This is a genomic window from Parabacteroides sp. APC149_11_2_Y6, from assembly GCF_054506995.1.
This window is the reverse complement of sequence record NZ_CP173709.1, coordinates 2965354-2979980: the sequence shown is the minus strand read 5'-3', so window position 1 is coordinate 2979980 and position 14627 is coordinate 2965354. Positions and strand designations below refer to the sequence as shown.

The window sequence follows — 14627 nt, the reverse complement described above, 5'->3', positions numbered from 1 at the left end:
TTTAGAAATTCGGGCCTTCACCAAAATTCGGAGCTTTCTTGTCATACCAAACACGTTCTGTGTTGAGGATTTTTGGATCTTGAGTTCCTGTGGTATAGCCCTGAGCCTTGAATGCATTACTTTTGATAGTATACATTAAATCACTTTCTAATGGTGCAGACAGAGTCCATCTACGAGGGATTGCAAAGTTAGGATCACCAGCTGTTGTGAAATCCTGCCATGCTAAAATATTACTTCCTCTCATCGGAACACCTGAACGGCGAACTTGTACAAACTGGTCAGTCGGGAATAGTAGGAAATGAATATATTGCTGAATGTATACCTTTTCCAGCTGTTCTCTGGGGGAGCCTGTTAAAGTGTAAGCCGGCTGATTCAATAAGTCGTCAATTTCACCGTCGTTTAACTTTAAAGGTTTCTCATAATCTCTATCGTATACACTTGAATAATACGGAATCTTATTTAATTCAGCTAATCTGTTATATTCTTCAACAGATAGGCGAATACCTTCTTTAAAATAAGTGTCTGCACTTTGAGGAAGAGTTGCACCAATCAATTTTAATTCCGCAAGATAAAGCTGTACTTCGCCGGAAGAGAAATGCAAACCATACCATGCATTTTGCTGTTTGTCAATTTCTGCTGTTACATCCGGATCATCAGGGAAGGTATATTCTTTCTGTCCTTGTAACATTTCACGGTTCATACGTGCCAGTGGGTAGTATTGCTTTTTGTCAATTTTAAATTTGTCGTAATTGAAATAAGCATTGTTTGTTTCTGCGTCTTCACGAGCTTTGGTATTTACCGGAGCACCATAATAACGTACCCAAGGTTCACCTGGAGCTTTCCATCCGTCAAATTTCTTTACACCACCTTCTGTTTTAGTATTGATGTTAGCTTCAATGTAAGGAGGTAATTTAATATCACGTTTTAAGAAAGCATTTATCACTTTGCTGTTAAAATCGTTCTTTTGGAAAATAAAGCGAACACGTGGATCCTTATTTTCTACTAAGAAATTGATTAATTGCTGAGCACCGATACCTTTTTCTTGTCCATCTAATATGTCATCTCCAAAATGATATTCCTGCGCACCTTTGCAGTAGAAGAAATCATCATTCAGGCTGGACATAACACCAACAGGGCTTTCTGCTACATTCTGTGCAATTTTTAAAGCTTCTGCTTTATTTGTATGCAACATACGGACTGCAATTTTTAATTTCAAGGAGTTTGCAAATTTAGCCCATTTATTTAAGTCTCCGTTGTATACAAAGTCTTGTGCACCCAATGTTATCTGATTAGGAAGATTGGAAGTCAATACGGTTATTGCTTCATCCAGCTCTTTTAACCAGAGTGTAAATAATTCTTCCTGTGTTTGATAAGCAGGTGTCAGGATTTCTTCATGTAAGCCTCTTCCAGCTTCCGTATAGGCTAAAGAACCGTACATATCCGTACCGAAAATACCCAGATATACCAACAAGGGTTTGCACATTGCGGTAATATTTTGGTATTTATCCTGTTCTTCCTGTTCCATTAAAGAAAGCGCATATTTGATTTCTTCCGTATATAATTTTACGTTGATAACCTGGCTTTGTGAACCTTCATAGGCTCCCATCATGTTAAGATCGGATGTATTTCCTTTCTGCATGACAACTGATTGTGACCAGGGTAGGGTATATGCCAGGTTATTATAAAACCATTGTTGGTATTTTGAAGGTTCGAATTCGGCCAGAGCTTGTGTGAACAAGTAGCGGACATCCGCTTTTGTCACGGCGGACGGGTTGGTGTTCACTTCCGCAAAATCGTCTTTACATCCTGGAGTTGCAATAAGAGAGGCTCCTAAGATTGTGGCGGTTATAATTGATTTATATTTCATGATAATTGTCTTTTATTAAATTAGAAATCCAAGTTGATAGTAAGCATGTAGCTGGATGTGATCGGGTTGTTTGAACGTTCACGGAATTCAGCAGATTTGTTACTACGAATACCTTCCGGATTCAGGTTATTAGGCAATGAGTTATAAATGTATCCCAGGTTTCTTGCGCTGAATGAAACGGCAATGCCTTTTGCTCCTAATTTGGAAGAAATGTTATTCGGTAAACGATAGCCCAGAGAAATTTCGCGAAGTGCGATGTAGCTCAGATCGTGTACCCAGTAGTCGTTTACAGTTCCGGTACCCCAACTGTTGCTCCAATAGTGATAGGTTGATGCATGTACCGGTTCAAGAATTCCATTGGCAACTAATTGGGCGAAACTCTGTCCGCTTACGTCATGTTGTTTGCCATCTACACCTGTTACGATTGTTCCTGCTTCGAATACACCTTCAGGAATTACGCCATCGTTGAAAGTCATGCCTCTGGAGTCTGCATAGTTTGATGTCCATGAAAGTCCTCCATGTTCTTCATCTCGGAAATCAAGAGACGATTTCGTATAACCATAAGTTTGTCCGTATTTGTTGGAGTAAGATGCAATCTTTCCGCCGAAGCGAGCATCTAATGCAACACGCAGGCTCAGGTTTTTCCAGGTAACGCCTGTAGACATAGATGTCATTAATTTAGGGACCATGCTACCAACTTCTTCCGCAGTACCGCTACGTTGTGCATAAGCGGCACGGAAGTCGTCATTCCATGTCAATACGGTTTCTCCATTTTCATTTTTCTTCGGCATAGCATCAGACATCAGCAATCCGTAAGAACCACCAACCATTGCTACAGAACCTACACGATAGTTACCATAAGCTACATCTCCTTCCAATGCAATATAATTTGCTACATTAGGGTGAAGTTCTACGATTTTATTGGAGTTCTTTGTGAATGTGAAGTCTAATGTCCATTCCCATTCTTTATTTTTGAATGGAATTGTGTTTAATGCGATTTCAACACCACTGTTCTGGATGTTACCGGCATTGATTAATTGTTTGCTGATACCTGATTCAGACGGAATTGCAATTGTCATAATCTGGTCGGTTGTATTTTCCTTATAATAAGTAGCATCAATGCCGATACGGTTGTTAAGGAAACGCCAGTCCAAACCAATTTCCCATGAGTTTTTACGTTCAGGTTTTAAATTGGGGCTAAACAATTTTTTCTGGTCATCACTGAAACTGTTGGTGAAGATGTTATTTCCGTTAGGCTGCAATAATGAACCCAAAGAATAGTAAGAATAGATAGAATATGCACTGGCATCATTACCAACCTGAGCCCATGATGCACGAATCTTTCCTAATGAAATCCATTCCGGTAAATCAAAAGTTTCGTTAAGCAACCAAGAACCGCCGATTGAAGGATAGAAATAAGAATAATTACCAGTTCCATTCATGTAAACTAAACCGGATGACCAGTCGTTACGTCCGGTAATATCCAAGAATACCTGGTTCTTCCATGAGAGGTTTGCTGCTGCTACTACAGATAAGATACGTTTTGTATCCTTGATTGAAGCTTCTGTTTTAACTGTGTTTTTAGAGTTATTAACAAAGTATTGTCCGGGAACAACCAAGCCACCATCTGTTTTTGATAATTGATGTCCACTGGATGTTGTATAATATTCACCACGTAAGAAACCGCCGATGTGGAAATCTTTAACGTCTTTGTTCACTGTGAATGTACCTGCAAAAGTAGTCTGCTTACTATAATCTTGCCCCATTTCATAGAAACCACCATCGTTATTAAAGCCCTTACCTAACTGTTTGTTTTCCCAGCTTGTATAATAATAGTTCATGTTTCCTTCAGCACGGAACTGTAACCAATCTATTAATTTAAGGTTGAACTCGACAGTCGGACGTACTACTGTTTCTTTACGAGTATAGTCAAAATTATCTATTTCGAACCACAAATCTTTACCGGGAACATTGGCATATGTATCATTATAGTCTTTACTTGCCATACCGGTATGTTTGGTCCCTAAATATTTATCACGGAAATATTTGGTATTATACATGGTCGGATATGTCCCAGTAGCAAATGATTCTCCAATGTTCTTCTGAGCGTTTTTAGGCGTAGAATTGGCGAAACTGATAGATGCATTCATATCTAAGCGTTCGCTGATTTTTTGTGAACCTTTCAATAAAAGAGAATAGCGTTCAAAATCATTGTTTTCTACAACACCTTTTGCCTTTTTATAAGAAATAGAGGAGTAATAAGTAGTCTTTTCATTACCTCCACGTATTGCAACATTTGTATTGGAGTTCAGCCCGGTTTGGTAAGCATCGCTCATATTGCTTTCAATCGGGGAATAAGAAGTCATCGTACCGTCATAGTTTTCGATTTGTCTTCCGTCATATTTAGGACCCCACAAACGACTGGTTTGACCAATAACAGTTGCTTGACCATTATTATTCAAACGGAATTGGTTTAAGTTATCCCATTTCTGGAATTTTCCGTTTGCATCAGGGGTTCCGTAGTCTACATTACCGGAATAATTACCCGGACCATAAACCATCTGACGTTGCATGCCACCATGGACATGGTCTAATCCGAATGTTTGTGAAACGGATACACCGAAGCCAGTTGCTCCTTTACCGCTTTTTGTCGTAATTACGACTGCGCCGTTCAGACCACGAGAACCATACAATGCTGTAGCTGCCGCACCTTTCAATACGGAAACCGTTTCAAAGTCATCCGGGTTCAAGTTTTTTAACATGTTACCGTAGTCGTTAGCGTTTGAATCCCAGTCAGAAGAGCCGGTACCGGACAAATCATTGGATAAGATTACGCCATCGACAACATAAATAGGTTGGTTATTTCCATTTAAAGTTGAAGCACCACGAATCTGGATTTTTGTTGCACCGAACATACCACCGTCGGAACTAGCAATTTCCACACCGGCAACTTTACCTTGCAAGGATGCAACAGGGTTAATTGCATTTGTTTTCAGCTCGTCACCTTTTAATTCTGTTACAGCATAACCCAGTGCCTTTTCAGAACGTTTCATACCCAAAGCTGTAACCACAACTTCGTCTAATTTCTGGGTATCTTCAGCTAACTTAACATTCAGGGTAGGTTGTCCTGTGTACTTGATTTCCTGAGTTACGTAGCCAATGAAAGATATTTGAATAATATCCCCATTTTTTACATCTTCCAAAGTAAATTTACCATCCATGTCGGTAATGTTACCATTGGTTGTCCCTTTTATTACCACAGACGCTCCGGTAACAGGACCGAACTCATCTTCAACAGTACCTGTTACTTTCCCGTTTTGTTGGGAAATGTTTGTGCTTGGATTGGCTGGTTCTGTAATAGCATACATGCTTCCTGGGAGAGAAAATGCACCTGCCAATAGAATTAAGCTAATAGGTTTGAATTTTTTCAGCATAATTTGTGTTTAATTAAATTGAAAGAGATATAATCGTTTAAATATTAATATTATATAGTGCTTTTGAAATATGGAGGCTTTTAGGTATAGTGTTACTTTATTTTAGCGTTTATTACTTTAGTTCTAAAAGAACTGTGCAGATTTATGTGGAAGTTGGTCTTGGTTCTAAAAGAACTTCTATATAAACCAAAGTTTATAAAAAGGATTTAAGGTGTTGATATACAGAATGTAGTAAATATTTTCCCCATCTGTATAAAAAGTATACAAATGAGCGTCATTGATACATCTTATATTTTATAATGTATTTATTAATAGAAAATTTATATCTTGAAGAGAAGTATAGCGCCTAAAACTTAATTTTTATAAATGTTAAAGTACATCTTGTAATATATTGTATATATGTTGATTAACAATAATAATGCAATTTCCTAATTGTTAAAATTGAAATGACAACGTGTTTTTTTTAGAAAAATAACACAAAGACATAAAAATTTCATATCTTTGGCGCAGATATGAAATGTGCAGAGTTCTTTTAGAACTAAAGTAACAAATGCTACAAAAGTAAACGCTAAACCTAAAAGCCTCCATATTTCAAGACATATAGCATAAAACTATTAGACAAACACAATTATATCTCTTTCAATAAATAAAACACAAATTATGCTGAAAAAATTCAAACCTATTAGCTTAATTCTATTGGCGGGTGCATTTTGCCTTCCTGGAAGTATTTATGCTTCTTCGGAGTCAGCCAATCTTGGTACAAACGTTTCCCAGCAAAGCGGAAAGGTTACAGGTACAGTTGAGGATGCTTTCGGTCCTGTAACCGGGGCATCTGTAGTTGTAAAAGGAACTACCAATGGTAACATTACCGATATGGACGGTAAGTTTACATTGGAAGGCGTAAAAAATGGGGATATTATTCAAATATCTTTCATTGGTTACGTAACTCAGGAAATCAAGTATACCGGACAGCCTACACTGAATATCAATTTGGTAGAAGATACTCAGAAACTGGATGAAGTTGTGGTAACAGCTTTAGGTATCAAACGAGAAAAAAAGGCATTGGGTTATGCTATGCAGGAACTTAAGGGGGATGAGCTGGTTAATGCCCGTGAAACGAATGTAGCAAATGCATTATCAGGAAAAGTTTCCGGTGTACAGATTATCCGTTCAAGTAATGGCCCTGGTGCATCTTCTAAAATCCAATTACGTGGTAGTAACTCTGTTACCGGATTAAACCAGCCTTTAATTGTTGTTGACGGTATACCAATGGATAACTTTACTGGTGGTAGCAACAATGATTATTGGAACCCTTCTGCGGATATGGGTAATGGACTATCGGATATTAATCCGGAAGATATTGCGAGTATGTCTGTTTTAAAAGGTGCTTCTGCTGCTGCTTTGTATGGATCCCGTGCTGGTAATGGTGTTATCTTGATTACAACAAAAACAGGTAAGAAGACTGACGGATTAGGTATTACTATCTCAGGTTCCGTGTCTGCAGAAACTATTTTTATGAATCCGAAAATGCAGAATAGTTTTGGACAAGGTTCTCTGGGGGTATATGATGAATTGAAGTCTACCAGTTGGGGACCTCAGATAACAGGACAGTCTTATAAAAGATGGGATGGAGTGACTGCTAATATGCAGGCTTATGACAATGTCCGTAATTATTTTGATACAGGTACGAATATAACTGAAAATATTTCATTCGCCCAGCAGTATAACAATACTTCTGTTTATACTTCTGTAACGCGTATGGATGATAACAGTAAAATACCGGGAGCATCTCTGGCACGTACGAATTTAACAATGCGTGCTTTATCTAAATTTGGTAAAGACGAGCGTTGGACATTGGATGCAAAAATCCAATATATCAATTCAAATGCAGAGAACCGTCCTATCTCCGGAGATAATAGTTCGAACGTATTCAACACTATTTACCAGCTTCCGCGCTCAATGGACATTCGTGATTTTTCTGCTGCAAGGGATGAAAACGGAAAGATGATTTGGTATGGTGGTGGACAGCAAATTAACCCATACTGGGCATCACGTTATATTTATAATCAAGATGTTCGTGACCGTTTCCTGATGTTCGGCTCCTTGAAATATCGTTTTACAGATTGGCTGAATGCTGAAATTAAGGCAGGTAGTGATATGTATTTCACCGATTTCGTATCTAAAACATATGCCGGAAGTTCTTTAACGAACAGTGGACGTTACAGTATCGGACAGGATCGTTTCTATGAAAATAATTACAGTTTTTTGATTTCTGCTCAAAAGGATAATTTATTCGGTAAGTGGGGTGGATCGGCAACCTTTGGTGGTAACTTGATGATGCGCCAGAAAAAGAAAGTCTCAGCTTCGCCTGACGAACTGAATGTTCCTGATTTGTTTACTTTAGGAAATGCGAAGAACAAAATTAACGGGACAGAAGAGTTTAACCGTAAAAAGATTAATTCATTGTATGGAACATTGCAGGCAAACTTTGACGGATATCTGTTCTTGGATGCTACTTTCCGAAATGACTGGTCTTCTTCTTTGAGCAAGAAAAACCGCTCCTTCTTCTATCCGTCTATTTCTGCAGCCTGGATTATATCGGATATGATGAATAAAATAGATAAACCGTTACCGGACTGGTTTACTTTTGCTAAAGTACGTGCTTCTTTTGCACAGGTAGGTAATGATATGGATGCTTATCAGTTGTATAATACTTATACTATCGGTAACGATCCGGAAGGAAATGCAACAGTTGGTACAAAGGATACTTTATATGATCCGGATGTTCGCTCTGAACTTATTTCTTCATGGGAAGCCGGTCTGGAACTGAGATTCTTTAATAACCGTTTAGGTTTTGACCTGGCATGGTACAAATCGAATGCACGCCGTCAGTTATTAAATTTACCGATGGACCCGTTGTCCGGTTATAAGAATAAGAAAATTAATGCAGGTGATATCCAGAATACTGGTGTCGAATTGATGGTAAATGCCCGTCCGATTGAAACGGCAAGTGGTTTTAGTTGGGATTTAATGGTGAACTTCTCTAAAAATAACAATAAGATTATTGAATTAACTCCGGATATCAGTTTATATTCTTTAGGTGGTTATGATAATGTGCAGATCTATGCAACTGCCGGTGGTAACTATGGTGAAATCTGGGGTACACAGTTTAAACGTGTGACAGATGAAAGCTCTCCTTATTATGGTAAAATGATTGTAACAAAAGATGGTCTGCCAACCGGCGACACGGAAAAAGTAAAGATTGGCGACCAGCAACCGGATGCTTTATTAGGTATCACTTCCACTTTTGCATATAAAGGATGGTCGTTTAGTTTCTTGATCGATAGCCGTTTTGGTGGTGAGATATTCTCCGGAACAAACCGTGCTATGCAGGCATCGGGAACAGCTGCTGCTACAGTTGTTAATGGCGAGCGTCCTGATATGAAATTAGATGCGGTATATGTTGATGATAATGGTGCTTATCAGGTAAATAATTCATCAATTACTACTCAACAATATTGGGAAGCAGTTACAGGTTCTACCGGTAACTTGGGTATTGGTGAAGCAAATATTTATAGTGCGACCAATGTTCGTTTGCGTAATCTTTCATTGAACTATGCGTTTAATAAAAAAATGCTCTCGAAAACCCCGTTCCAACAAATTAAATTAGGTGTTTCTTGTAATAACGTATGGATGATTAAGAGTCATCTGAATGGAGTAGACCCGGAATCTGTGTATGCAACAAGTACAAATGCTACCGGTTTCGAAAATGGTGGTTCTCCTACATCACGCAGTTATTTGTTTAACGTAACACTTGGTTTCTAATTACATAAAAAATAAGCAATATGAAAAATATAAATAAATTAGTTTATACACTTGGCATAGGGTCTTTGCTGTTAACGGCATGCTCGGACTTTGATGAAGTGAATACTGACCCTACAGCGGCAACGATCGACCAGGCGCGTGTCGAGTATGCTATAAATGCTTCAATTACAGGTGCCCAGATGGATCCTGATGTGGCGGAACGTGCATTTGTTTTAAACTGGAAAACGGCTGCTCGCCAACATTTTACTTCTGGTATAGCCGTAGGTTCTTATAATGACGCATGGATTTCCGCTTACTACGATAAATCGGCAAGCTGGCAGAAATCTGCAACATTGGCTATTACATTGGCTGATGATAAAATATCCAAAGGAAATCTGACCGGACATGATGCTGTAATGATTCCGAACCTGAAACAGGTTGCCCGCATTTGGCGTGCTTATTTGATGAGTGAATTTGTGGATAATTTCGGAGCTCTTCCTAAAGATGCATTTCAGGGAACGAACCCGGAATTTAACAGCACAAAGGATATTTATTATTTCCTTTTTGATGAGTTGAAAGATGCGGTTGGCAAATTGGATGTAAATGTTACTCCGGATGATACGGAAAAGAAGTATGATCGTGCTTACAATTTTGATTTCAGCAAATGGGTAAAATTCGGTAACTCTTTGCGTATGCGTTTGGCTATGCGTCTGTCTGAAGTGGAACCTGCCAGAGCACAGTCTGAATTTGAAGATGCTGTCAAAGGGGGATATATAGCTAATAACAGCGATAATTTTACAGTCGCAGAAAGACCGGGATGGGATGATTTAACCGGAGTTATGTCACGTGAGTGGAATTCGCAGGCATTGTCTGCAACGTTGAATAACCTGATGATTGGCTTGGGGGGTATCAAAACATCTGACCAATTGACAGATGAAAGATACCAGTCACATATCAAAGCAGAAGATTATATGGGACAACGTTATGAAAAACACTACTCGTTGTATACAAACGAGCCAGGTGCCGGTTTTTGGTTCGATGGCTTGCGCAATAAGATTGATCCGCGTGCATATGCTTTATTTTATATTCCGGGAGATTTTGACAGCGAAGGTTTCTGTAATTATCCGTCATGGGATAATACGGCAAAAACCGTAAAGCGTGATTTGTTACAAGATGACAAAAAGACAAAATTGGAAGAAATAGATGCCTCTTATACATGGAATGCCCCGGCTATCGGTTCGCAGGGAGATAAAGGTGCGTTGAATCAGGTTTATAGTTTTAATGGAACAAATCCTCGTTTGGTATTGAAATATAGAGATAGTAATAGTTCTCGTATTTTCTTCGGTGCTTGGGAATCTTATCTGTTGATTGCAGAAGCTTCTGTAAGAGGTTGGGCTGCTTCTATGGGAGGCAAAGATGCTTATGAAGCCGGTATCCGTGCAAGTTTTGAATACAACGGTGTTTCCAAGTTTGTGGATAGTTACCTTGCATCAACAGATTATAATAATGTGGGGACTTCAGTTGCCTGGGATCATACGGCAGAACCTCCTGCAACAAAGACAATGAAAATGATCGATGGCTATACAAAAGCAGAAGGTACATTTACATATAAATATCCGGTTGCTTCTCAAACATTGTATGGTAAAGCTTTGAATGACCAGTTGACTAAAATTATCACACAGAAGTTTATTGCCAATGTGCCTTGGGTGCCGATGGAATCATGGAGCGACCATCGTCGTTTAGGACTTCCGTTCTTTGAAACGCCAGCTGTAGAACAACCATTGATTTATATGCCTACTTTAACACAGAGCAACTATATGGAACAGACATATAAGTTCTTCCCGCAGCGTTTGAAATTCCCGTCAAGTTTGGCCAATAGCAGTCCGGAAGGCTATGATCAGGCTGTTAAGGTATTAGGCGGTCCGGATGATGTATTTACACCATTATGGTGGGCGAAAAGTTCGAAATAAATATAGGTTTCTATAGTTAATCTTTTAACCGAATTTAAAGAGAGGTATATCCTGTTTGGGGGATATGCCTCTCTTTTTTTAACTAAAACTTTTATAGAAAGGACTGAGTAGCTAAAAAGAAGTTGTTTTTAATTTTTTGTTTTGAAAATAAAAAAATACTTATAGAGTACTGGCTCTTATTATTTATAGGAAATCCTCTTGTCCTTTATATTTCATGTGATGCCTTTTGATTTTAATAAAGAATAGAACCATGCCTTACATTTTCACACATGTTAATGACAAAAACAAATTCTCTTTTTTTGTGTTACATATATCAAAAAAGATATTGGTGTCAGCCATGTAAAATATCATGTTATAATAAACAAAAAACATCAGTTATGTTGAAAAAAATCAGACCTGTCAGTATGATACTGCTTATGGGTTCGTTATGTTTCTCAGGAAATATATTCGCAGCCCCGGAGACGGAAAATCAAATCACTGACGTTTCCCAGCAAAATGCAAAGATTTCGGGAACAGTGGAAGATGCTTTGGGACCTGTAGCCGGAGCATCCGTTCTTATTAAAGGTACAACTAACGGAACTATAACCGATATGGATGGTAATTTTACTCTTGAAGGAGTAAAAAAAGGAGATATCATCCAGATCTCCTTTATCGGATTTATAACTCAAGAAATACCTTATACCGGACAATCGACCCTGAATGTTCATCTGGAAGAAGATACTCAGAAACTGGATGAAGTAGTTGTAACAGCTTTAGGTATGAAGCGGGATAAGAAAGCATTGGGATACGCCATGCAAGAGTTGAAAGGAGATGAATTGTTGTCATCACGCGAACCGAACCTGGCGAACTCCCTTTCCGGTAAAGTTTCCGGTTTACAGATTGTCCGTTCCAGTAATGGAGTAGGGGGGTCTTCTAAAATTGTACTTCGTGGTAATAACTCACTGACCGGTTCCAACCAACCACTTATTGTTGTGGATGGTACGCCTATGGATAACTTTACTGGTGGTGTAGATGATGTATGGGGAAATTCCGGTACCGATATGGGTAACGGACTTTCCGATATTAACCCGGAAGATATCGAATCGATGACAGTACTGAAAGGTGCGTCGGCAGCAGCATTATACGGGTCTCGTGCAGGTAACGGTGTTATCTTGATTACTACTAAATCGGGTAGAAAAAATGAGGGTCTTGGCATTACCGTAAATGCTGGTATCACGACTGAATCTATTTTCCTGAAACCGCATATGCAGAATAGTTTTGGCCAGGGTTCTGTAGGAATATATGATAACCAATCCCGTCTGAGTTGGGGACCGAAGGCAGAAGGACAAACCGTGAAAGACTGGTTAGGACGTGATGTCTCTCTTCGTACTTATGATAATATCGATGCATTTTTCCGAACTGGAGTATCCTTCAATGAAGGGGTCAGTTTCCAGCAAAATATAAACGGAACATCAGTTTTTACTTCAGTAAACCGCTCGGATGACGCAGGAATTACCCCGGAATCCAAATTGAATAAGACAAATATCACCCTTCGTGCCACAACTTTCCTGGATAAAGCGGAAAAGTGGAAAGTGGATGCAAAGGTGAACTATATAAATATGAATGCGCACAACCGCCCTATCCAGGGAGTAAACCCTTCCAATGCGTTCAATACGATTTATAACTTACCCCGTTCTTTGAATGTAGCTGAATTTAAAGATTGTGTGGATGCAAACGGCAATATGATTTGGTGGGATGCAGCAAAGAATCCACAGGAAAACCCTTATTGGGTAACCCAATATCGCCAGAATAACGATACACGTAACCGTTTGTTGGGTAATGTTTCTTTAAAATATGCTCCGGTCAATTGGTTTGATATCGAGTTGAGAGCCGGCACCGACTATTATACAACTACAAAAAATCAAAAAGTATATGCCGGAGGTAATACTTCTCCCCGTGGTTTGTATAGCGAAGGTTCTGAAACATTTTATGAAAACAATTATAGCTTCCTGGCTACAGCACGTAAAGATAATTTAATCGACCGTTTGGGCGGTTTTGTTACTTTTGGTGGTAACTTGATGTTGCAGAAAAGAACGAAAATGGATGCTTCAGCTGGCGACCTGCTCGTTCCGAACCTTTTCTCCCTGAACAATGGTATTAATAAACCGACAGTCACATCCGAACTGACACGCCGTAAAATGAATTCTTTATATGGTTCGTTGCAGTTGAACTGGGATGGTTATCTGTTCCTGGATGTGACAGCACGTAATGACTGGTCGTCTACCATGTCGAAAGCGAACCGCTCCTATTTTTATCCTTCGGTAAGTTTATCCGGTGTTATTTCGGAGATGTTACCGAAGTTAGGCACCGAAATGCCGGAATGGTTCTCCTTTGCAAAGGTAAGAGCTTCTTATGCCGAAGTCGGTAATGACCTCGACCCGTATCAATTATATAATAATTACACAGTAGGAAAAGATGAAAATGGCAATACGATAGCCAATCCCGGTAAAGTCCTGTTCGACTCGAGTGTACGTAGTGAGTTGATAAAGTCGTGGGAAGCCGGTTTTGATGTACGTTTCTTCAATAACCGTTTAGGATTGGATTTTGCCTGGTATAAGTCTAACGCGACACGCCAGTTGCTGGACTTGCCAATGGACCCGTTCTCCGGATATAGCTCACGAAAAGTAAATGCCGGCAATATTCAGAACGAAGGTGTGGAAATTTCTTTGAATGGCGGTATCTTCCAAAGTACTAATCCGCAAGGATTCAACTGGAATGCTTCGGCACAATTCTCTTTGAATAGAAATAAAATTATAGACTTGTATCCGGGCGTTACACTATATGATATTAAAACATTGGATGCGATTCAGATTGTTGCTGCTCAGGGTGGTTATTATGGTGATATTTATGGTCAGACATTTGTTCGTGTCACCGATCAGAATAGCCCGTACTTCGGAAATATAGTAGTAGGTGATGATGGTTTGCCATTGATTTCAACGGAAAAAACGAAAGTTGGTAATCAGAATCCGGACTGGATGCTGGGTATAACCAACAATTTCTCGTATAAAGGTTTTAACCTTAGCTTTTTGGTGGATTTCCGTATCGGTGGAGAGATTTATTCGGCAACAGCATCCAACCTGTATGTCCGTGGTAATGCCAAGGGCACAGTTGTAGACGGGGAACGGCAGAATTTTGTAGTACCTAATTCAGTAGTGAAACAGGGGGATTCTTATGTGGAAAACAAGGTGGCTGTCACTCCTCAGAATTACTGGGAACGTATCGGTTCTACCGGTAACTACGGTTTGCCGGAAGTCTTTACTTACGATGCGACCAATATCCGTTTGCGTAATATTACGTTGGGATACGATTTCAACCGTACGATGTTGAAGAAAACACCGTTCCAGCGCTTGCGTTTATCAGCAACCTGCAACAACGTCTGGATGATTCACTATAATATGCCGGGTATTGATCCTGAATCTGTTTCGGCAACAAATACCAATGCTACAGGTTTTGAGAATGGTGCAGCACCGACAAGCCGTTCGTTTACATTTAACGTAACAGTCGGATTTTAAG

Annotated in this window: 5 protein-coding genes; 3 read left to right on the top strand and 2 right to left on the bottom strand. The window is 39.3% G+C overall.

The window, feature by feature from the left end; all coding sequences use genetic code 11:
- Position 1: 1 nt before the first annotated feature.
- Both ACGE0T_RS12345 and ACGE0T_RS12340 read right to left on the bottom strand, forming a co-directional pair.
- Positions 2–1867: a SusD/RagB family nutrient-binding outer membrane lipoprotein gene (locus ACGE0T_RS12345; protein WP_459186943.1), complete on the bottom strand. Its 1866-nt coding sequence runs from the start codon at positions 1865–1867 to the stop codon at positions 2–4.
- Positions 1868–1887: 20 nt separating this feature from the next.
- A complete protein-coding gene (locus ACGE0T_RS12340) occupies positions 1888–5301 on the bottom strand; it encodes a SusC/RagA family TonB-linked outer membrane protein (protein WP_459186942.1) in 3414 nt (1137 codons plus the stop codon).
- Positions 5302–5961: 660 nt separating this feature from the next.
- On the opposite strand from ACGE0T_RS12340, the gene ACGE0T_RS12335 reads away from it, so the two are divergent.
- The 3 genes from ACGE0T_RS12335 to ACGE0T_RS12325 all read left to right on the top strand — a co-directional run bounded on the left by ACGE0T_RS12335 (position 5962) and on the right by ACGE0T_RS12325 (position 14626).
- Complete coding sequence (locus ACGE0T_RS12335; RefSeq protein WP_459186941.1) at positions 5962–9126, top strand: SusC/RagA family TonB-linked outer membrane protein; 3165 nt, start codon at positions 5962–5964, stop codon at positions 9124–9126.
- A gap of 20 nt (positions 9127–9146) precedes the next feature.
- Complete coding sequence (locus tag ACGE0T_RS12330) at positions 9147–11075, top strand: SusD/RagB family nutrient-binding outer membrane lipoprotein (RefSeq protein ID WP_459186940.1); 1929 nt, start codon at positions 9147–9149, stop codon at positions 11073–11075.
- Between the two features lie 377 nt (positions 11076–11452).
- Entirely contained in the window at positions 11453–14626 is a 3174-nt protein-coding gene (locus tag ACGE0T_RS12325) for a SusC/RagA family TonB-linked outer membrane protein (RefSeq protein WP_459186939.1), read from the top strand.
- The last annotated feature ends 1 nt before the right edge of the window (position 14627 follow it).